This window comes from Nonomuraea longispora, from assembly GCF_004348345.1.
Classification (GTDB): domain Bacteria; phylum Actinomycetota; class Actinomycetes; order Streptosporangiales; family Streptosporangiaceae; genus Nonomuraea; species Nonomuraea longispora.
In genome coordinates this window covers 18,744-39,257 of sequence record NZ_SMJZ01000016.1, presented here as the reverse complement: position 1 = coordinate 39,257, position 20,514 = coordinate 18,744, and the positions used below count along the sequence as shown (strand labels likewise).

At 72.3% G+C, this 20,514-nt stretch carries 22 protein-coding genes and 1 riboswitch; of the genes, 1 reads left to right on the top strand and 21 read right to left on the bottom strand.

The features are described 5' to 3' along the window. Positions 1–22: 22 nt before the first annotated feature. From E1267_RS07015 to E1267_RS07010, 3 genes are all read right to left on the bottom strand, one after another. Entirely contained in the window at positions 23–1,309 is a 1,287-nt protein-coding gene (locus E1267_RS07015; protein WP_132330969.1) for a dicarboxylate/amino acid:cation symporter, read from the bottom strand. A gap of 69 nt (positions 1,310–1,378) precedes the next feature. Continuing rightward, entirely contained in the window at positions 1,379–1,447 is a 69-nt protein-coding gene (locus tag E1267_RS47830; protein WP_425465068.1) for a putative leader peptide, read from the bottom strand. A gap of 73 nt (positions 1,448–1,520) precedes the next feature. Then, positions 1,521–2,561, bottom strand: a complete 1,041-nt coding sequence (locus E1267_RS07010) for an LLM class F420-dependent oxidoreductase (RefSeq protein WP_132330968.1) — start codon at positions 2,559–2,561, stop codon at positions 1,521–1,523. A gap of 91 nt (positions 2,562–2,652) precedes the next feature. Between E1267_RS07010 and E1267_RS07005 the strand changes: the two genes are divergently transcribed. After that, positions 2,653–3,540 carry an endonuclease/exonuclease/phosphatase family protein gene (locus tag E1267_RS07005; RefSeq protein ID WP_132330967.1) on the top strand — a complete coding sequence of 296 codons (888 nt, stop codon included), beginning with the start codon at positions 2,653–2,655 and terminating at the stop codon, positions 3,538–3,540. Here E1267_RS07005 and E1267_RS07000 read toward each other — a convergent pair. From E1267_RS07000 to E1267_RS06915, 18 genes are all read right to left on the bottom strand, one after another. Continuing rightward, entirely contained in the window at positions 3,526–4,092 is a 567-nt protein-coding gene (locus E1267_RS07000) for a nucleotidyltransferase family protein (RefSeq protein WP_181957755.1), read from the bottom strand. The genes E1267_RS07005 and E1267_RS07000 overlap by 15 nt on opposite strands. Beyond that, entirely contained in the window at positions 4,089–5,192 is a 1,104-nt protein-coding gene (locus E1267_RS06995) for an XdhC family protein (protein WP_132330965.1), read from the bottom strand. The genes E1267_RS07000 and E1267_RS06995 overlap by 4 nt, the downstream gene beginning before the upstream one ends. After that, positions 5,185–6,261 (bottom strand): vWA domain-containing protein, encoded by a 1,077-nt coding sequence (locus tag E1267_RS06990; RefSeq protein ID WP_132330963.1) that lies wholly within the window; start codon positions 6,259–6,261, stop codon positions 5,185–5,187. The genes E1267_RS06995 and E1267_RS06990 overlap by 8 nt, the downstream gene beginning before the upstream one ends. Continuing rightward, on the bottom strand, positions 6,254–7,120 hold the full coding sequence (locus tag E1267_RS06985) for an AAA family ATPase (protein ID WP_132330961.1): 867 nt from the start codon (positions 7,118–7,120) through the stop codon (positions 6,254–6,256). The genes E1267_RS06990 and E1267_RS06985 overlap by 8 nt, the downstream gene beginning before the upstream one ends. Positions 7,121–7,191: 71 nt before the next feature. Further along, positions 7,192–7,638: a PH domain-containing protein gene (locus E1267_RS06980; protein WP_132330959.1), complete on the bottom strand. Its 447-nt coding sequence runs from the start codon at positions 7,636–7,638 to the stop codon at positions 7,192–7,194. 19 nt (positions 7,639–7,657) lie between these two features. Then, entirely contained in the window at positions 7,658–8,125 is a 468-nt protein-coding gene (gene ribH, locus E1267_RS06975; protein WP_132330957.1) for a 6,7-dimethyl-8-ribityllumazine synthase, read from the bottom strand. Continuing rightward, positions 8,122–9,348 carry a bifunctional 3,4-dihydroxy-2-butanone-4-phosphate synthase/GTP cyclohydrolase II gene (locus tag E1267_RS06970; protein ID WP_132330955.1) on the bottom strand — a complete coding sequence of 409 codons (1,227 nt, stop codon included), beginning with the start codon at positions 9,346–9,348 and terminating at the stop codon, positions 8,122–8,124. Before E1267_RS06970 ends, ribH begins: the two co-directional genes overlap by 4 nt. Next, positions 9,345–10,004, bottom strand: a complete 660-nt coding sequence (locus E1267_RS06965) for a nicotinamide mononucleotide transporter family protein (RefSeq protein WP_132330953.1) — start codon at positions 10,002–10,004, stop codon at positions 9,345–9,347. Before E1267_RS06965 ends, E1267_RS06970 begins: the two co-directional genes overlap by 4 nt. Continuing rightward, positions 10,001–10,591, bottom strand: coding sequence for a riboflavin synthase (locus E1267_RS06960; protein ID WP_132330951.1), 591 nt, complete (start codon positions 10,589–10,591; stop codon positions 10,001–10,003). Before E1267_RS06960 ends, E1267_RS06965 begins: the two co-directional genes overlap by 4 nt. Beyond that, positions 10,591–11,685: a bifunctional diaminohydroxyphosphoribosylaminopyrimidine deaminase/5-amino-6-(5-phosphoribosylamino)uracil reductase RibD gene (gene ribD, locus E1267_RS06955; protein WP_132330949.1), complete on the bottom strand. Its 1,095-nt coding sequence runs from the start codon at positions 11,683–11,685 to the stop codon at positions 10,591–10,593. The genes E1267_RS06960 and ribD overlap by 1 nt, the downstream gene beginning before the upstream one ends. Before the next feature lie 106 nt (positions 11,686–11,791). Then, positions 11,792–11,922: riboswitch (FMN riboswitch) on the bottom strand. Positions 11,923–12,005: 83 nt separating this feature from the next. Beyond that, positions 12,006–12,815: an oxygenase MpaB family protein gene (locus E1267_RS06950; RefSeq protein WP_132330947.1), complete on the bottom strand. Its 810-nt coding sequence runs from the start codon at positions 12,813–12,815 to the stop codon at positions 12,006–12,008. A gap of 35 nt (positions 12,816–12,850) precedes the next feature. After that, a complete protein-coding gene (gene rpe / locus E1267_RS06945) occupies positions 12,851–13,513 on the bottom strand; it encodes a ribulose-phosphate 3-epimerase (RefSeq protein WP_132330945.1) in 663 nt (220 codons plus the stop codon). Positions 13,514–13,524: 11 nt separating this feature from the next. Further along, positions 13,525–14,535: a phosphatase PAP2 family protein gene (locus E1267_RS06940; RefSeq protein ID WP_132330943.1), complete on the bottom strand. Its 1,011-nt coding sequence runs from the start codon at positions 14,533–14,535 to the stop codon at positions 13,525–13,527. Positions 14,536–14,611: 76 nt separating this feature from the next. Continuing rightward, the gene (locus E1267_RS06935) at positions 14,612–16,042 is read right to left on the bottom strand and encodes an RsmB/NOP family class I SAM-dependent RNA methyltransferase (RefSeq protein WP_132330941.1); all 1,431 of its coding nucleotides are present in this window, start codon (positions 16,040–16,042) and stop codon (positions 14,612–14,614) included. A gap of 22 nt (positions 16,043–16,064) precedes the next feature. Further along, a complete protein-coding gene (fmt, locus tag E1267_RS06930; RefSeq protein ID WP_132330939.1) occupies positions 16,065–16,991 on the bottom strand; it encodes a methionyl-tRNA formyltransferase in 927 nt (308 codons plus the stop codon). 4 nt (positions 16,992–16,995) lie between these two features. Beyond that, entirely contained in the window at positions 16,996–17,544 is a 549-nt protein-coding gene (gene def, locus E1267_RS06925; protein ID WP_132330937.1) for a peptide deformylase, read from the bottom strand. 99 nt (positions 17,545–17,643) lie between these two features. Continuing rightward, positions 17,644–18,996 carry a hypothetical protein gene (locus tag E1267_RS06920; protein ID WP_132330935.1) on the bottom strand — a complete coding sequence of 451 codons (1,353 nt, stop codon included), beginning with the start codon at positions 18,994–18,996 and terminating at the stop codon, positions 17,644–17,646. A 37-nt stretch (positions 18,997–19,033) separates the two neighbouring features. Then, complete coding sequence (locus E1267_RS06915) at positions 19,034–20,506, bottom strand: hypothetical protein (protein WP_132330933.1); 1,473 nt, start codon at positions 20,504–20,506, stop codon at positions 19,034–19,036. Between the last annotated feature and the right edge of the window lie 8 nt (positions 20,507–20,514).

Below are 20,514 nucleotides of genomic sequence, written 5' to 3'. Positions count from 1 at the left end.
CGTCCCCCCGGGGCTCGGAGCCTCAGGCCGTGGCCGGCTCCGGGGCGCGCGGCGCGCGGCCGGCGGCGCTGTCGAGCGGCTGCGGCGGCGCGTTGAAGACGGCCTCGTCGAGGCGGCCCTCCGAGCGCGCCACCACGACCGGCACCACCATCTGCCCGGTGACGTTGGTCGCGGTACGGATCATGTCGAGGATCGGGTCGATCGCCAGCAGCAGGCCGACGCCCTCGAGAGGCAGTCCCAGCGTGCTGAGCGTGAGCGTCAGCATGACGATCGCGCCGGTCAGCCCGGCCGTCGCGGCGGACCCGACCACCGAGACGAACGCGATCAGCAGATAGTCGCCCACCCCGAGCTGCACGTTGAACACCTGGGCCACGAAGATGGCCGCCAGCGCCGGGTAGACCGAGGCGCAGCCGTCCATCTTGGTGGTGGCGCCGAACGGCACGGCGAAGGAGGCGTAGCCACTGTCCACTCCGTTGCGCTCGATGGTGACCTTCTGGGTCAGGGGCAGCGTGCCGACGGAGGAGCGCGAGACGAAGGCCAGCTCGATCGCGGGCCAGGCGTTGCGGAAGAACTGGATCGGGTTGACCTTGCCCCACACCGCCAGCAACGTCGGGTAGACGGCGAGCAGCACGATGAAGCAGCCGACGTAGACGCCGACGCTGAACTTGGCGAGCGGCGCGAGCAGGTCCCAGCCGTAGGTGGAGACGGCCTTGCCGATCAGGCCCGCGGTGCCGATGGGGGCCAGGCGGATGACCCACCACAGCGCCTTCTGCACCAGCTCCAGCACGGAGCGGTTGAGGTTCAGGAACGGCTCGGCCTTCTCTCCGACGGCCAGGGCCGCCGCGCCGAGCACGACCCCCAGGAAGACGATCTGAAGGACGTTCACCTCGGTGAAGGCGGTGAAGACGTTCGTCGGCACGATGCCGGTGACGAAGTCGAGCCAGCTGCCGGAGCTCTCGGGCGCCTTGGCCGCTCCGATGTCGAGGGTGATGCCCTGGCCGGGGTTGATCACCAGGCCGAGCCCGATCGCGAACGCCACCGACACGAGCGCGGTGAGCAGGAACCACAGCAGGGTCTTGGACGCGAGCCTGGCCGCGCCGCTGACGTTGCGCAGGTTGGCCACGCTGACCAGCACCGCGGTGAAGACCAGGGGCGGGACGGCGAGCTTGAGCAACTGGACGAAGATCGCGCCGACCTGGGTCAGCGTCTCGGCGAGCCAGGCCACGTCCCAGATCCTGGCGACGAACCCGAGCGCGACGCCGGCCACGAGGCCGAGCAGCAACTGCAGGGAAAAGGAAAATCTCTTCACGGGGAGCTCCGGGGTTTCGCGGCATGCCGGTGGGCACGCCCAGGGGGTGGAGGGTCGTAGGCGGAGCGATCAGAGACAGAGTGAGCCGCGCGTCCGGCACAGGTCGATGTGGAGCCGGCCGACCAGGCGTACGAGCACGACAGAGAACCTCACAAACCCCGTAAACTACTCAGTTTATACGTATATTCCCCAGGTTGTGTGATTCAGATCACTATGCGGCGATCTCCTTGATCGTTTCTATGAGCCGTACGCGCTCCTCGTGCGTCCCGCCGAGCGGCGTCACGTTGAGCGTGGTCACGCCCGAGTCCTTCAGTGCCCGCACCCGGTCGCGCACGAACCCCTCACTGCCGATGAGCGACATGTTCTCCAGCAGTTCGGCGGGCACCAGCGCGGCGGCGGCGTCCTTCTGGCCCTCCAGGTAGAGGTTCTGGATCTGCTCGGCCTCCTTCTCGTAGCCGTAGCGCCTGGCCAGGTCGTTGTAGAAGTTCTTCCCCTTGGCGCCCATGCCGCCGATGTAGAGCGCCGCCATCGGCCTGCCGAACTCGCGCAGCCCCGCCACGTCGTCGCCGATCGCCAGCGCCGCCTGCGCGACCACGTCCAGCTCGCCCAGCTCCGGGTCCCGCCTGGCCCTGCCCGCGGCCAGCGATGGGCCCCACACGTCGGCCGCCTTCTCGGGGAAGTAGAAGATCGGCTCCCAGCCCTCGGCCAGCTCGGCGGCCAGCTCGACGTTCTTGGGGCCGATGGCCGCGACCACGATCGGGATGCGGGAGCGTACGGGATGGTTGATCAGCTTCAGCGGCTTGCCCAGGCCCGTGCCCTGACCGGGTGGCAGCGGCAGCGTGTAGTGCCGGCCGTCGTGCTCCAGGCGCTCGCGCCGCCACACCTTGCGGCAGATCTCGATGACCTCCCGTGTGCGTCCCAGCGGCGCGGTGTACGGCACCCCGTGGAAGCCCTCGATCACCTGCGGCCCCGAGGCGCCGAGGCCGAGCGTGAAACGCCCGTCGGAGACGTAGTCGAGGCCCGCGGCCGTCATGGCCAGCAGCGCCGGCGTGCGGGAGTAGATCGGCAGGATGCCGGAGGCGATCTCCAGCCGTTCGGTCCTGGCGGCGATGTAGCCCATCTGGCTGACCGCGTCGAACGAGTAGGCCTCGGCCACGAACACGATGTCCAGGCCCGCCTTCTCGTAGTCGGACAACTCTTCCACCGACTCCTTGAAGCCGCCCGAGTAGTTGAGTGCCATACCGATGCGCATGCCGGGCTCCCACTGACCGAATGATGTTCCGTTCGAGTGGTGACAGGCTATCGTGTCGGCTGTTCGGAGGGGGAGCCGCTAATCTGGATCAGTGCTGAGCCGGATCGTCGTCATCGTCTCGGCCGCGGTGGCCATCGCCCTGGCGGGGCATGGCCTGATCCCGGCGCTGGGCGGATTCACCCCCGTTTTCGAAAGCCTGCTGCCCTGGATGGGCTGGTCGGTTCCCGTGCTGCTCGTGGCCGCCACGCTGGCACGTTCCAAGGCGGCCGGCGCCGCGGCGCTGGTGCCCGGGGTGGTGTGGGCGATGATGTTCGGCTCCACGCTGCTGCGCACACCGCCCGGCGGCCCGAGCGACCTGACCGTCGGCACGATCAACGTCGGCGTGACCAACAACGCCTCGGGCGAGGCCGTGCGCCAGGTGGCCAAGGACCTCGACCTGCTCGCCGCCCAGGAGCTGACCCCGGGCGGGCCCGCGGCCAAGCAGCTCAACAAGATGTTCCGCTACCGCTATCCGGTCAGCACGGTGGGTCTCTGGAGCCGCTACCCGATCAAGCAGAGCAGGCCGCTCGACGTGGGCATGGGCTGGCCGCGGGCGCTGCGCGCCGTGGTCTCCACGCCCAAGGGCAGGGTGACCGTCTACGTCATGCACCTGGCCTCCGCCAGGCCTGGGCACACCACCTCGCGCGACGCCTCGCTCGCGCAGGCGCGCAGGCTCATCGACGCCGACCCCAGCAAGCGCATCCTGCTGCTCGGCGACCTCAACACCGCCACCACCGACCGGGGCATGCGGGGGCTCACGCCCCCGCTGACCGACGCCCAGAGCGCGGCAGGCAACGGGTTCGGCTTCACCTGGCCGTCGGAGTTCCCCGTCACCAGGCCCGACCACATCCTGTTCAAGGGCATGACGGCGGCCCAGGCGGGCGTGGCCCCCGCGACCGGCAGCGACCACCGCGCGGCCGTGGCCTCACTCCGCCTCTAGCAGGTGCAGGTCCTCCGGCGTGTCGATGTCGGCGGGGTCGCCGTGCCCGTCGCACGGCACCTCGGTGACCAGTTCTGGGTGGGCCCTGACGTACGCCCGCGCGCCCACGTCGCCCTCGGCCAGCTCCGCCACCCCGGCGAAGTGCTCACGGCCGATCAGCACGGGGTTCCTGCGCCGGCCGCCGTAGGTGGCCACGGCCAGCCCCGCGCCCGACCCGATCAGCGCGCGCACCGCGCCCGCGCGGATCAGCGGCTGGTCGACCAGTGCCACCACCACCGACTCCGCCTCCTCGGGCAGCGCGGCCAGCCCCACCCGCAGGGACGAGCCCATGCCGGACGCCCAGCCGGGGTTGCGCACGGTGACCGCGCCCCGCACCTGAACGGTGGCCGCGCCGAGCACCACCACGACGGGATGGCAGCCGCCCTCGTCCAGCAGGCGTACACCCCGGTCGACCAGCCGCTCGCCGGCATACTCCACCAGCGCCTTCGGCGTGCCCAGCCGGGAGCCACGGCCCGCGGCCAGCAGCAGGCCCGCCACCTTGCCGCTCCTCATGGGCCCTCGTGGTGGATGCGGCCCCGCGTGGTGGACAGCGGGGCGCCCGAGCCGCCCCACCGCAGCTGGATCAGCTCGGCGGCGATGGACACGGCCGTCTCCTCGGGGGTGCGCGCGCCGAGGTCGAGTCCGATGGGGGAGCGCAGCCTGGCCAGCTCCTCCTCGGTGAGGCCGGACTCGCGCAGGCGTGCCAGCCGGTCGTCGTGGGTGCGGCGCGAGCCCATGGCGCCCACGTAACCGGCGCCGGTGCGCAACGCCACCTCCAGCAGCGGCACGTCGAACTTGGGGTCGTGGGTCAGCACGCAGATCACCGTGCGCTCGTCCACCTCCACGGAGGCCAGGTAGTCGTGCGGCCACTTCACCACCACCTCGTCGGCGTCGGGGAAACGCCTGGCTGTGGCGAAGACGGGCCGGGCGTCGCAGACCGTGACGTGGTAGCCGAGGAACTTGCCCACCCTGGCCACGGCCGCGGCGAAGTCGATGGCCCCGAACACCAGCATGCGCGGCGCCGGCGCGAACGACTGGACGAACACCGCCAGGTCGTCCAACCGGCGCTCCCCCTGGCCGCCGTAGTGCCTGACGCCGGTCAGACCCTGCGCGAGCATGCCGCGGGCGTCGTCGTCCACGGCCTCGTCGAGGCGCTCCAGGCCCAGGCTGCCCGACGAGCGATCCGGCCAGATGATCCGGCGGGCGCCGACCTGGCCGGGGCCCGAGACGATGGTGGCCACGGCGACCGGCCGGCGCTCCTCCACTGCCGCGGAGATCTCCCCCAGCTCGGGGAACGTCTCCCCCGACACGGGCTCGACGAAGACGTCGATGATGCCGCCGCAGGTCAGCCCGACGGCGAACGCGTCGTCGTCGCTGACGCCGTACCGCTGGAGCACGGGCCGGCCGGCCTCCGTGACCACCTCCGTGGCCAGCTCGAACACCGCGCCCTCGACACAGCCTCCCGACACGCTGCCGGCCACCTCGTCTCCGCGCACCGCCATGGCCGCGCCGGGCGGCCGCGGCGCGCTGCTGAACGTGCTGACCACCGTCGCCAGCCCGAACCGGTGCCCCGACCTCCACCACTCCATGATCTCCGGCAGCACGTCACGCATGGGCGAGCCTTTCGCTGAGTTGCTCGAAGGCGGCCAGGCTGTGCCCGGCCACCAGGTCGTCGAGGTGCGGCAGGGCGGCCCGCATGCCGCCCGTGAGCGGCTGGTAGTCCGCGTGCCCCTTGTGCGGGTTGACCCAGATCACCCGGTGCGCCTGCCTGGCCAGCCTGGCCACCTGGGCGCCGAGCAGCGCCGGGTCACCGCGTTCCCACCCGTCGGAGGCGATCACCGCGATCGTCCCTCTGGCGCTGTAACGGGCCAGGTATTCGCGCAGCTCCTCCCCCAGGCGGGTCCCGCCGCTCCAGTCGGGGATGGTCTTGGAGACGTCGTTCAGCGCCGTCCCCGGGTCGCGGTGGCGCAACTCGGCGGTGATCGGGGTCAGGCGGGTGCCGACGGAATAGACCCTGGTGGCCCTGGGCTCGCTCCTGACCAGCGCGTGGGCGAAGCGGAGCAGCGTCTCGGCGTACGGGGCCATGGAGCCGCTGACGTCGACGAAGAGCACCACCGCGCGCGGCCTGGTGGTGTGCCTGCGGTGCCTGAGCCTGGCCACCTCGCCCTTCCTGAGGGCGTCGCGGATGGTGCGCCGCTGGTCGAGCACGCCCCGGTGCGCGCTCTCGAACCGGCGCGAACGCCGCCGTGCGCGCCCGGCGCGCAGCAGGGAGAGCATCCGGTGCACCTCGGCCCGCTCGGCCTCCGTCAGCCGGGCCACGTCGCGGTGCCGCAGCACCTCCACGCGGCTCGCCGTGGCCGGCGCCGCCGTCCCGTCGTCCTCGCCGTCCGCGCGCGTCTCGGCCTCCGCGGCGAGGTGCCGGGTGACGCTGGTTGTGCTCGTACGGGCGACGCCCGCCCGCCGCCCGCCGAAGTAGGCGGCGAAGCACCGGTCGTAGCGCGGCAGGTCGTCAGGCGTCGCGCACAGCGTGAGCCGCCCGGCCCAGTAGACCTCGCGCTGGTCGCTCACGTCGAGATGGTCGAGTGCCCTCAGCAGGTTCTGGGTGCGCTCGTGGTCGGCCGCGACGCCGGCGGCCCGCAGCGTCCTGGCGAACCCCGTCATGGTGGCGGCCAGCTCATCCATGGGCGAGCAGCCCGTTCCCGAGCACGGTGGCGACGTCCTCGCGGTATTTCAGGGCCGCGCCCAGCGTGGCCGCGGCCCTGCCCGGGTCGAGCTCCTTGGCGCCGAGCGTCAGCAGCGCCTCGGTCCAGTCGAGCGTCTCGGCCACTCCGGGCGGCTTGACCAGGTCGGCCTGGCGCAGCCGCTCGGCCGCCCGCGCCACCTGCATGGCCAGCGTCTCGGTGCAGGCGGGCAGGCGGCGCAGCAGGATCGCGACCTCGCGGTCGAAGCTCGGATGTTCCAGCCAGTGGTAGAGGCAGCGTCTTTTCAGCGCGTCGTGCACCTCCCGCGTCCTGTTGGAGGTCACCACGACCACCGGCGGCGTCGAAGCCCTGACGGTGCCCAGCTCGGGGATGGAGATCGTGAAGTCGGAGAGCACCTCCAGCAGGAACGCCTCGAACTCGTCGTCGGCCCGGTCGATCTCGTCCACGAGCAACACGCTCGGCTGCGTCTCGACGGCCTTCAGCAGCGGTCTGGCGATCAGGAACCGCCGGTCGTAGATCTCCCCTTCGAGCCGGTTCACGTCCGTGATCCCGGCGGCCTCCGCGGCCTTGAGGTGGAGGAGCTGGCGGGCGAAGTCCCAGTCGTACAGGGCCTGGGCCGCGTCCAGCCCCTCATAGCACTGGAGCCTGATGAGCGGCGCTTTCAGCAGCGTCGCGAGGGTCTTGGCCAGCTCGGTCTTCCCGACGCCTGCCTCTCCTTCGAGGAACAGCGGCCTTCCCATCCGCAGCGCGAGAAAGGCCGCCGTGGCCAGCCCTTCGTCCGCAAGGTAGGCGTGGCGGTCGAGGAGCTCGATCAGCTTGTCCGGCGACTCGATGTCCATTGCCTTGATTGTCCGCCGTAGCACGCTTTCAGGCTACGCCGCCCCCGCCCACCGGCGGAGCCGCCGACCGGCTATTCCTCGCGCGCCTCGCCGCGCTCACGGATCAGCGCCTCGAGCTCCGCCGTGGCCTGGCGGGCGCGAGCCTTCTCCGAGCCCTGGATGCCCATGGCGCCGATCGTGCGCCCGTCGGAGACGTCGATGCGCGGCCACGGGTCGCCCACGAGGAGCGTGACGTCGAGGATCTCCGGCCAGCTGTAGCGGTGGGTGCGTACGGCGTTGACGATCGTGACGCCCTCCTCGTCGGCCACCACCCGCACCCGCCCCAGCAGGTGCAGCACGTAGGCCACCGCGCACCCGAACGCCACGATCGCCACCCGGTCGGGCAGCTTGAACGGCTCGGCGATGAAGATGGCCATGACCACGGCCCCGAGCACGATCAGCACGGCGAATCCGTAGGCGACGATCCTCGCCCGGCGCGGGCGCCAGGTGACGGGCAGGGGCGGAGCGGTCTGCGACACGAGGGAAACCTACCGCACGTTACCGGAGGTCCCGGAGAAGGAGGGCGGTCTCGAGCGCGGCCACGGCCGACTCGTACCCCTTGTCCTCCTTGCTGCCCGGCAGGCCGGAACGGGCGAGCGCCTGGTCGAGCGTCTCACAGGTGAGCACGCCGTTGCCGACCGGCGTGCGCTCGTCCAGCGAGATCCGGGTCAGACCGGAGGTCACCGAGTCGCAGACGTAGTCGAAGTGGGCGGTCTCGCCCCTGATGACCGCGCCCAGCGCCACGACGGCGTCGCAGCGGCGGGCCAGCGCCTGGGCCACCACCGGAATCTCCAGCGACCCGGGCACCCGCACCACCGTCGCCACGGCGCCGCTGTCGTCGCACGCCTGCACCGCCCGCGCCACGAGCTGGTCGGTGATCGTGGCGTGCCAGCTCGCCGCCACCACGCCCACCGTCAGCCCGGACGCGTCCGGCGCCACCGCCCCCGGCCGTCCTTCACCGCTCATGACGTCTCCCCGGATGTCGCGATGTCATGGCCCAGCCGGTCGCGCTTGGCCCGGAGGTACCGTTCGTTGTGGGCGTTCATGGCCACCGGCATGGGCTCACGGCCGAGCACCTTGATGCCGTAGCCGTCCATGCCCTTCAGCTTGGCCGGGTTGTTGGTGAGCAGCCGCACCGACTTCACCCCGAGGTCGGCGAGGATCTGGGCCGCGTTGGAGAACTCACGCGCGTCCACCGGCAACCCGAGCTCCACGTTGGCGTCGACGGTGTCGCTGCCGTTGTCCTGCAGGCTGTACGCCCTCAGCTTGGCCAGCAGCCCGATGCCCCTGCCCTCGTGACCGCGCAGGTAGACGACCACGCCGCGGCCCTCACTCGCGATGGCCGCCATCGCGTGGTCGAGCTGCACCCCGCAGTCGCAGCGCAGCGAGCCGAACACGTCGCCGGTCAGGCATTCGGAGTGGGCCCTGACCAGGATGTTCTCGCCGCCGGCCAGGTCGCCGTAGACGAGGGCCACGTGCTCGCCGCCGTCGAGCGCGCTGGCGTAGCCGTAGGCCCGCCACAGGCCGTGAGCGTTGGGCAGCCGCGTCTCGGCGACCCGGGTGACCATGCTCTCCTCGCGCCGGCGGTGGTCGACGAGCTGCTCGATCGAGACGAGGGCCAGGTCGTGCTCGTCTGCGAAGCGGCGCAGCTCGGGGAGCCTGGCCATGGTGCCGTCGTCGTTGACGACCTCGGCCAGCGCGCCCGCCGCCGACAACCCCGCCGCCCTGGCCAGGTCGACCGCCGCCTCGGTGTGGCCACGCCTGGCCAGCACGCCGCCCTCGCGGTAGCGCAGCGGGAAGACGTGGCCGGGGCGTACGAGCTCCTCGGGCTCGGTGGCGGAATCGGCGAGCGTGCGGATGGTCCGGGCCCGGTCGGCGGCGGAGATGCCCGTGGTGACGCCGTCGCGCGCGTCCACGGTGATCGTGTACGCCGTGCGCATGCGCTCCGTGTTGTGGAACACCATGAGCGGCAGGCCGAGCCGGTCGAGGTCCCCGCCCTCCATGGCCACGCAGATCATGCCGCTGGTGTGCCGGATCGTGAACGTGCACAGGTCGGGCGTGGCCTTGGCGGCGGCGAAGATGAGGTCGCCTTCGTTCTCCCTGCTCTCGTCGTCGACGACCACGACGGGTTTGCCGGCGCGGATGTCCTCGATGGCGCGTTCGATGGGGTCGAGCGTGATGTCGTTCACTGGGCCACCGCCACCTGGAGCCGGGTCGTGCGGGATTCTCTCAGCCACTTCACGAACCCGACGAGCACCAGCACGAAGAACACGGCGTACACGTATCCGGAGACCACCAGTCCCGAGTAGAACGCCACCGGCACCCCCACGAGGTCGACGGCCACCCATACGATCCAGAAGTCCACCAGCGCCCTGCCCTGGGCCCAGGTGGCCATCGCGCTGCCGACGAAGATGTAGGCGTCGGCGGCCACCAGGAAGGCGCCCTCGGGCAGCGGCACCTTGGCGCCCCACGACAGGCCCGTGACATAGAAGAGCAGGCCGACCGCGGCGGTGCCCAGCACCATGCAACCGATCAGGACGAGTCGTTCCCACCACTGCGCCGGGCGGACGGCCAACTGCCTGCCGTTCTCGGTGCCACGCCGCCACGCCCACCATCCGTAGACCGCCAGCCCGGCGAACATCGCCTGCTTGAGCGCGTTGCCGGTGATGTGCGCGTTGACGGAGGCCACGAACAACAACACCGCGCCGGTGAACTGGACCGGCCACGTCCACATCGACTTGCGGATGGCGAGCAGGACCGTCGACAGGGCGGCGATGTTGCCCACCAGGTCGGTCCACAACACACGGGTGCCGAATATCTCAAATCCGGCGTTTGCCCAGTTCACTGCCTGGCCACCAGCCTCTCCACATATTTGGCGATCACGTCGACCTCGATGTTCACCACGTCGCCCACCTGGCGGTCGCCCAGAGTGGTGAGCTTCAACGTGGTCGGGATGAGGCTCACGCCGAAGCTTTCGTCGTCAACCGTCGTGACCGTCAGGCTGATTCCGTCGATCGCGATCGAGCCCTTCTCCGCGACGTAGCGGGCGAGCGGCCGCGGCAGCGAGAACCGCACGTCGTCCCAGCTCTCACCCGGCTCCCTGGACAGCAGCGTGGCGGTGCCGTCCACGTGGCCCTGCACGATGTGGCCGCCCAGGCGCTGGTCGGCGCGTACGGAGCGCTCCAGGTTGACGGCGGAGCCCTCGGTCAGCGTGCCCAGCGAGCTGCGGTCGAGCGACTCCCTGATCACGTCGACGGTGAACACGTCGCGCTCGGCCGTCACGACCGTGAGGCACACGCCGTTGACCGCGATCGAGTCGCCGTGGCGGGCGTCGGAGGTGACGAGCGGCCCGCGTACGGACAGCAGGGCGCCGCCTCCCGTCCGCTCGATGGCCACGACCTCGCCCTTTTCCTCGATGATTCCGGTGAACATCACTGCTCCCTGCTGGATGGGTGGGCGGGCCGCGCGATCAGCCGAAGATCCGGCCCGATGAGGGAAAAGTCATCAAAGGTCAGGCGATGGACGTCGTCGATCGTGCCCACCCCCGCCGCGCCGAGCGCGGCCCTGCCCGAGCCGAGCAGCGCGGGCGCCACGTAGGCGAGCACCCGGTCGGCCAGGCCCTGCCTGACGAACGAGCCGGCCAGCGTGGGGCCGCCCTCCAGGAACACGCCGACCACCTCCCGCGCGGCCAGCTCGCGCAGCAGGGCGCCCAGGTCGAGGCCGCCTTCGTGGCGGGGCAGGCGCAGCAGGTCGGCCTTGAGCGGGGTGCGGGCGTCCTCGGCCACCGCGACGAGCGTGGGCGCCTTGTCGTCGAGCACCCTGGCGTGCTGAGGGGTGTGGCCCTCGGTGTCGATGACGACCCGCAACGGCGTCCGGCCGCTTCCGTCACGCACCCGGGCGGTGAGGCCGGGGTCGTCGGCCAGGACGGTGCCGATCCCGGCCACGATGGCGTCGGCCGCGGCGCGCATCCGGTGCACGTCGGCCCGCGCCTCAGGGGAGGTGATCCACTGGCTGGTGCCGTCCTCGGCGGCCGACCTGCCGTCGAGGGTCGCGGCGAACTTCCAGGTCACGTGGGAACGCCCGAGCCGCGCGTACGTGAGCCACTCCTCGTTGCCGCGCTCGGCCGCGCCGGCGAGCACGCCGGACGTCACGGACACCCCGTGCGCCCGCAGCCGCGCGGCGCCGCCCGCGGCCTTCGGGTTGGGGTCGGTCACCGCGATCACCACCCGCGCGACCCCCGCGTCGAGCAGGGCCCGGCTGCACGGGCCCGTCCGGCCGGTGTGGTCGCACGGTTCGAGGGTCACGTAGGCGGTGCCGCCGCGGGCGCGCTCTCCCGCCCGCGCCAGCGCGGCGACCTCGGCGTGCGGGCCGCCGGCGTAGGCGTGGAAGCCCTCGCCCGCCACCTGGCCGGCCGCGTCGAGCACGACGCAGCCCACGAGGGGATTGGGACTGGTGCTGCCGTGCCCGTGCCCGGCCAGCTCGACGGCGCGCGCCATGTGCGCGGCGTCCTGCTCGGGAGTCTCCACCCGGGTCTCCTACTCGCCAGTAGCTTCTCGCCACGGCGGGCCCCGGGGGACGTGCGATGGTGCACCCGTGCACCACAGCAGGCGCCCGGCTGGGACACCGGACACCTCGCGCGCTTCCTCCCATCCGGACTTTAACCGTCGGTCCCGGAATTTCACCGGGTCAACCGGCCGATGGCATCGGCCGGGTCGCGGACTGTCACCGCCGGTTCGGACTTTCACCGACCCCGGAGCACGCTAGCTCTTCTACCAGTTTGCCATGCCCTGATCCGGGCGCGCGACCGCCCCGGGCGAAATGACCAACCGACCGCTTGGTCCGCCCGTTACGCGGCCATGATGCGCTGCGCGCGCTTGGCCGCCGGGCTGTGCAGGACGTGCCCGGGAACCAACCCCAGCCCCGTGTGCAGGGTCCGCAGCGTGGCCGTCGCCCACAGGTCGCCGACCGGCGTGGCGGGCAGCCCGTACAACCGCCGCGCCCAGCGCGGCAGCGTGGCGAACGCGAGCAGCGTCAACGCCGGCATCGCCGGCTTGAGCGGCGTGAGCAGCATGGGCAGGGGGGCGTTGAGCGACAGGCGCAGCGGATGGGCCGCCTCGGGGACGAAGCGCAGGCCTGGCCGCTCGGCGTCGATGTACGCGCGCAACCCCGCCACCGAACCGGGCACCTCCTCGGCCCGCAGCCCCACCACCTCGGCCGCCCGCCGCCACTCCGCGACGAACGCGTCGGCCTCGTCGTCCGTCAGCCGCACCCCCGCTCTGCGGGCGACCGACAGGTAGGAGTCGACCTCGCCGACGTGCACCCAGCGCAGCGCGTCGGGCTCGTCGAGGCGGAACGTGGTGCCGGTGTCGGGGTCGTGGGCGGTCAGCTTGGCATGGATCTTGCGTACGCGGCGGCCGGCCCGCTCGACCTCGGCGCGGGTGCCGTAGGTGCGCACGCGTACGAACTCGGTCGTGCGAACGAACCTCGACCAGGCTTCGTTCGGATCCATGAGCGCGGAGTTCTGCAGCACCCCGCGCATCGCTCTCGGGTGCAGCCCCTGCATCAGCAGGGCGCGAATGCCGCCCACCAGCAGAATCGGCTCGCCCATCACCCGCCACGTCACCGAGCGGGGCCCGAAGATGCCATGGTCGCCCATAAGTGAACAGTTACCCAGACAACGGGCACTTCATGTCACGCGCCGGCCCGCTCGGCCGCGGCCCGAAGCTCGTCGATGGCGGCCGCCGGGTCGGACGCGCCGTAGACGGCGCTGCCCGCCACGAACACGTCGGCGCCCGCCTCGGCGCAGCGCTCGACGGTCTCGCCGTCCACGCCGCCGTCCACCTGCAGCCACACGTGCCCGCCGTGCTTGTCGACGAGCTCGCGTGCCCGCCGCAGCTTCGGCAGCACCACGTCGAGGAACTTCTGCCCGCCGAACCCCGGCTCGACGGTCATCAGCAGCAGCATGTCGACCTCGCCCAGCAGGTCCTCGAACGGCTCGACGGCCGTCGCCGGGTTGAGCGCGAGACCCGCCCGCGCCCCGAGCGCGCGAATCTCGCGCAGTGTGCGGACAGGGGCACGGGACGCCTCCGCGTGGACGGTGACGCTGCCGGCGCCCGCCTCCGCGTATTGTGGCGCCCAGCGGTCGGGCTCGGCGATCATGAGGTGGCAGTCGAGCGGCTTGTCGGTCGCCTTGCGCAGCGACTCGACCACGGGCAGCCCCAGGGTGAGATTGGGCACGAAGTGGTAGTCCATCACGTCGACGTGCAGCCAGTCGGCGTTGGGCACGGCGGCGGCCTCGTCGGCGAGCCTGGCGAAGTCGGCGGCGAGGATGCTGGGCGAGATCTGTACGGCCATGATGAGCCAGTCTATTGAACCGGCTGAACCTGTCTGGCAGGCGACATCAGCCCGAGCCTGATGAACAGCACCGGCGCCCCCAGCTGCACCCAGAGCGCCAGCAGCGCGTACCCGGCATACAGCACCACCCCGGTCTGCGGCAGCAGCTCGCGCATCACGTAGAAGACGGCCCCGGCCACGAGCATGCCGAGCAGCCAGCGGGCGGCGCGCACGCCCGCCGGCCCGCCCACGTCGAACCAGCCGATCCGGTGCATGACCGAGGCGCCCACCAGCGTGCCGGCCAGCAGCCCGGCGAGGATGACGACCCGGTCGAGGTTCTCGGGGTCGATGGCGCCGGCCGGGCTCCACGCGGGGGGCGGCGACCAGCCGGCGTAGGAGGCGTTGATGAGCGCGGCGGCGCCGATCAGCACGAACGACAACGCCGCGGAGGCGGTCAGCTGCGCCCACAGCGCCTGCCGCCGCCACCACACCAAGGCCGGGCGCTCCAGCTTCACGACGAGCGCCAGCACGGCCAGTCCGAACATCACCCCCGTCACGACGTCGGAGACGAAGTGCACGCCGAGGTAGACCCGGCTCACGCACACCAGCCCGACGAGCCCGCCCGCCGCCCACCACGCCCACGGCCTGCCCGACAGCCAGGCGAGCCGGCCGAGCCCCGCCGTGCCGCTCTGGGCGTGCCCCGACGGCAGCCCGAACGCGCCCTCCAACGACAGCGGGCGGACGCGCCCGTCGATCCAGTACGGTCGCGGCTGGTGCCAGGCCAGCTTGGCGAGCGCGTTCGTGGTCGCCGCCACCATCACGGTGAGGCCGAGGCGCAGCGCGAGCGCGGGGTTGACGCACCAGTAGAGCAGAGGCAGGCACAGCAGGTAGAAGGTGTCGGTGCCGAGCGCCGAAATCAGCTTCATCACCGGCAGCACCCACTCGGGCCACTGCTGGAGCCCGATGATCGGCCCGAGCTCCGCCAGGTGCAACTCGTCCAGGAAATCCACCCTGCCCTCCGTGTCCCATCCGCGCGCCGTCATGCCTGGCCCGATGCTCCCGGTTGCCGGGCCGACGCCGTATCCGCCCGCTGAGCTGGGCGGACGACGCGCGAAGAGATCAATGACGTTTGCGCAGCAGGGCCAGGAACATGGCGTCGGTGCCGTGCCGGTGCGGCCAGAACTGGGCGTGCGGCCCCTCTCCCAGCCCGTCGACGCCCGGCAGGAAGGCCCGAGCGTCGAGCTGCTCGGCGTCCTTCCTGCGCGTGACGACGTCGCCGACCACGACCCGGGTCTCGGCCAGGTGGGGCGAGCAGGTCACGTACGCCACGACGCCCCCCGGCCGCACGGCGTCGAGCGCCGTGCCGAGCAGCCGGCGCTGCAGCTTGCCCAGGTCGCCGATGCCGGCCGGGTCGCGCCGCCAGCGCGCCTCCGGACGCCGCCGCAGCGCGCCGAGCCCGGTGCAGGGCGCGTCGAGCATGACCCGGTCGAACGCGCCCTCCCGCCAGGCGGGCTCGGTGCCGTCGGCCGTGACCACCCAGGCGTCCCTGGTGGTCTGATGGACCAGCCGCGCCCGATGGTGCTGCAGGTCGGCGGCCAGCAACCGGGCCCCTCCCGCGAAGGCGCCCGGCTCTCCAAGGTCGATCCCCGCCTGGTCGCCGTGCACGGCGATGGCGTCGAGCAGCCCGGCCTTGCCGCCGGGGCCCGCGCACAGGTCGAGCCACCGCTCCTCGCCATCGCCCTCGACCGGAACCCGGGTCAGCGCGAGCGCCACCAGTTGGCTGGCTTCGTCCTGCACGGCGGCGCGGGTCTCGGCGACCGCCGCGATCTGGCCGGGGTCGCCCTCACGCAGATAGGCGGCGTACGGGGAGTAGCGGCCCGGCGCGGCGCCCGACTTCTCCAGCTCCGCCACCGAGCTGCGCCCCGGCCGGGCGACCAGCGTCACCAATGGCCGGGCGTTGTCGGCCTCGAGCAGCGCGGGCATCTCGTCAGGGCCGCCCAGCGCGTCGCGGAACGCCGATACGATCCACCGGGGATGACCATGGGCGACGGCGAGGTGGCCCACCGGGTCGTCCGCCGCGTCGGGGGCGACGATGGGCAGCCACTCCTCGATCGTCCTGGAGCCGATCTTGCGGAGCACCGCGTTGACGAACTTGGCCGCGCCCGCGCCGATGCGCAGGCGTACGAGGTCGACGGTGGTGCCGACGGCGGCGTGCGGCGGCACGCGCATGCGCAGCAGTTGGTGCGCGCCGAGCCTGAGGGCGTCGAGCACGTCGGGGTCGGGCGCGCGGTCGCTGCACATCTCGATGATCGCGTCGTAGGTGCCGAGGCCGCGCAGCGTGCCGTAGGCCAGCTCGGTCGCCAGCGCCGCGTCCCGCCCCTTGATCCCGCGATCGCGCAGCAGCCGCGGCAGCAGCAGGTTGGCGTACGCGTCGCGCTCGCCGACCGCCCGCACGACGTCGAAGGCGGCGTTTCGGGCCTGGTCGCGCACAGGTCTGCGAGGCCCGCGACGACGGCTGCCGCCGGCCCTCCGGTTGCCCGCGTCGCTCATGCCCGGCACCCGTCGCGCCGGATCACGTGAACCTCTCTTCGTCCTCGGGGCGGACACCCCGGGCCCACTCGACGGCTCCCATGAGCCGCTTGCCCTGAGGCTGCACCTCGCCGAGCTCCACCGCGTCGGTCGCGGTGCCCACCCGCACCGCGGTCTTCGCCGCGAAGATCACACCAGGCGCCAGCCGCTCGCCGGGGAGCACCCGCACCGGGCCGAGCTTCACCCGCTGCCCTCTGAACCCGGTCCACGCCCCCGGGCTCGGGGTGCAGGCCCTGATCAGCCGGTCGACGTGCAGGGCTGGCCTGTCCCATGCGACCCGGGCGTCGGAAACGGTGATCTTGGGTGCGACGCTCACGCCCTCCGCCGGCTGCGGCCGGGCCTCCAAGGTGCCGTCCTCGACGCCGTCGAGCGTGGCGGCGAGCAGGCCCGCCCCCGAGATCGACAGGCGTTCCAGCAAAGTGCCGCTGGTGTCGGAGGCCCGGATCTCCTCGGTGAGCACGCCGTAGACGGGCCCCGCGTCGAGCTCCTTGACGATCTGGAACGTGCTCGCGCCGGTGATCTCGTCGCCGTGCAGGATGGCGTGCTGCACGGGGGCGGCTCCGCGCCAGGCCGGCAGGATCGAGAAGTGCAGGTTGATCCAGCCGTGCCGGGGCACGTCGAGGGCCGCCTGCGGCAGCAGCGCGCCGTAGGCGACGACCGGGCAGCAGTCGGGCGCGATCGCGCGCAGCCGGTCGAGGAAGGCGGGGTCACCGGCCTTCTGCGGGCGCAGCACCTCGATGCCCGCCTCCTCGGCCATCTCGGCCACCGGAGAGGGACGCACCTTGCGCCCCCGGCCCGACTGGGCGTCGGGGCGGGTGACGACCGCCACCACGTCGTGCCGGGGAGAGTCGATGAGGGTGCGCAACGACGGCAGTGCCGTCGCAGGTGTGCCCGCGAAGACCAGGCGCATGCTCTCAGAGCGCCTTTCCGCCGGTGGGGTGCGGCGAGGTCTTGATCACCGGGGCGGACAGCCCGCTCCACTCGGCCTCGCGCACGGCCTTCATGGCGAGCTTGCGCTGCTTGGGGTCCATGCGGTCGATGAAAAGGATGCCGTCGAGGTGGTCGGTCTCGTGCTGGAAACACCGGGCCATCAGGTCGGTGCCCTCCAGGACGACGGGCTCGCCGTGCATGTTGAAACCCTTGGCCACGGCGCGGACGGCGCGCGGTGTCGGGAACGACAGGCCGGGGAAGGACAGGCAGCCCTCCTCGCCCTCCTCGTCGACATCGGAGGACAGGTCGAGGTCGGGGTTGATCAGATGGCCGAGCTGATCGTCGACGTAATAGGTGAACACCCGCAGCCCGACGCCGATCTGCGGCGCCGCCAGGCCCGCGCCCGGAGCGTCCATCATCGTGTCGGTGAGGTCCTTGACCAGCTTGCGGAGCTCCTTGTCGAAGTCGACGACCGGGGCCGCCGGGGTGCGCAGCACCGGATCTCCGAACAGCCGGATCGACTGGATCGCCAAGGGGGTCACTCCGTTTCTCGAACGTGGATCAGCCCAGTTTAGTGGAGCCTGTCACCTGCGAACGGCCTCCCGCGCCGCCCGCGCCCGGCGGCGGGCCGCTCACCTGCGGCGGGCCGTCGTGCGCAAGCCGTCGTGCGCCAGGGAACGCGCCTTCATCGCGGCCTTGCGCGCCGCCTTGACCACGGCCTGGTCGTCGTGGGCCGTCGCGAGCATGTCGAGCACGGCGATCGCGTCGGGGTGATCGACCGAGGGCATCTCGCCGACCAGTTTGATCAGGTCCTCGCCGGGCTCCGGGGTGTCGAGCCGGCCGGCCGCGTGGCCCGACACCTGCATGAGCGCCGCCAGCGCGTCGACCGCGATCCAGGTGTGGTCCTCCGGGCTGAGCGCCGGCGCCTCGAGGTCGCGGATGTGCAGCCACGAGGCGGCGTAGCGGCGCATCAGCGGATCGCCGAGCGCCTCCCTGACGGGTTGCTCCGCCTCCGGGCCGAGCTCCTCCAGGATCGCGCCGACCGCGCCGCGCTGCCCGGCCGTGCCGGAGGCGGCGATCTCGATCAGGGCGCGGGCGGCCGACTCAGGCGGGCGGCGCTCCAGCCACCCCGCGACCGCGCTCTGCGTGGCCGCTCCCTTGACCAGCTCGTCGACCAGCTCGGCCGCGGACAGGTCGGCGTACACCTCCACCTCGGCCGTGGTCGGCGCGTCATGGCCCTCGCGCAGCAGGTCGCGGCGGATGGCCCAGACGCCGAGCGGGGTGAGCGCGGTGCGGCCCGCGGCGGTCTGCTCGACGAGCCCGCAGTAGGTCAGCAGCGACAGCGCCTCCAGGAGCTCCGCGGGCAGCGCCGCGGCGATCCTGCGCATCTCGGCCGGCCCCGGCGCGCAGGCGACCTCGTGGGACTGCAGAATGCCGCGCGCGAGGTTGGCCGTGGCGACGCCCGAGCGCACGGAGTAGATCGTGGCCAGCATCTCGGCCAGGTGGCCGTCGACCACGGCCGAGCCCGTCAGGCCCTCGTCGGCGCGGTCGAGCACGTCCATGACCACGCCGTCCCAGAACTCCAGCGTGGCCTCGACGGTGAGCTGCATCGTCAGCGGACCTCGCGAGGCCAGCCCGCCGACGATCTGCAGCAGCCCGGTGTTGACGGCGACGATCCAGATGAGACGCAGCCGTGCGGCCGGCACGCCGAGCTCCTCGGCCGCGGCCCGCGCGGCGGCCTCGTCGAGGTGCCCCTCCGCGGTCACCTCGCGGATGCCCGTCCAGCTCGTGAGCCTGATCGCGTCGGCGACGAGCGGAACCGCGGGCACCGCCCTGGCCAGCTCGGCGTCGGGCGCCGGCCGGACCGGCGGGAACGTCAGCGCCTCATGCTCCACGGGAGTCTCCACCGGAGGCCGTGACGGCACGGCGGCCTGCTCATCGATCAGCTTGCGCAGCTCGGCGAGGTCGAAGACATTGTTGGCCACCCACGAAACTTACTGCACAGGAGTCACATGAGCGTACTCAACGGATGGCCCGGGACCGGGCCTTGAACGCGGCCTTGCGGGCCGCCTTGGCGACCCTGCCGTCCGGTATGGAGCGTCCGAGCAGCTCGAGCACGTCGACCACGTCGGGATGGTCGACCCGCCACATCTCCTCGATCATGTGGGCGGACGGGCCGGAGGCGGCCATGTTCTCGGCGAACACCTCGAGGTCCTCCTCGGCCGCCGGCATCGCCAGCGCCAGCATGTCGACGCTGACCCAGAGCAGCTCCTCCTGGGTGAGCTGCGGCGCGGGCAGCCCCCTGGCGGCCAGCCAGTGGATGGCGTGCGGGCGCAGCTCCTGGTCGTCGAGATAGTCGCGCACCTGCGGCTCCGCCTCCTGGCCGAGCCGGTCGACGATGGTGATCGCGATGCCGCGGGCCACGGCCGGCGCGCCGGAGGCGGCGCCCAGCAGCTCGGCCGCGGCCTCTCCGGCGTCCCTGCCGGTCAGCCAGCGGCTGATGTCGTCCTCGGCCAGCTCGGCGGGCACGCCTTCGAGCAGCCCTTCGATGAGGCCGCGGGCGTCGGCCTCGGCCAGGTCGGAGGCCTGCGGGGCGTCGAGCCCCAGCGACAGGTAGTGCTCGCGCAGCCCCCACACCGCCAGCGGCGTCAGCTCCGCGGTGTCGCCGGTGACCTCGATCATGCCGTGCCAGGCCAGCCGGTCGAGCACGGCGCCGAGGTCGGCCCCGCCGTCACCGGCGACCTCGTCGAGATAGTCGCCGATCACCGTGACGGGCACCCGCACCTGCAGCCGGTAGAGCATGTCGAACAGGTCGTAGAGGCCCTCGTCGAGCTCGACGGAGCCGGTGACCGCGCCTTTCGTGCCCGGCTCCAGCATGCGGGCCACCGCCCGCGCCCAGCCTTCCAGCGGGTCGCCGCCGTCCCGCGGCAGCGGCTGCTCGGCCAGCATCGGCACCGAGGCGAGCGCGGCGCGCAGGTCGTCGGCCGGGGCCAGCCGGGCGGCCGGCAGCGGCGAGCAGCCCGGGCAGTCGCAGGGCGCCTCCCCGAGATCGGGCACCTCGCCCGACGGGATGGCGATCGACTGCTCGAGCGATTCGGGCCCGATCGAGCTGAACAGGCTCTTGGCCATGCCGAAGTTGGCCGGATCGGCGAGCGCCTCGGGCATGCGCGTCCCGATGTCCTCCAGCCGGCCGCGCATGAGCGCCGCCGTCTCCTCGCTCACCGCCCCGCGCTCGCTGAGGAAGGCCACCAGAGTGCGGGCCGCGGACACGGTCTCCTCCGCGCTCTCCGGCGGCGCGATGACCTTGCGCGGGTAGATGGACAGCAGCAGCTCATCGAACGTCTCAGGGGTGAAGTCACCCAGCTCGTTGACGTTGAGGTAGTCGCTGGCGTAGTCGCAGAGCAGGCGGACCTCGTCCGCGTCCACTTCGACGTCCCGCGAGCGCCCCCAAGCACGCAGGTCGTCGATGGCCTGGTTCACCCATTCGATCGACACAGAGGCAC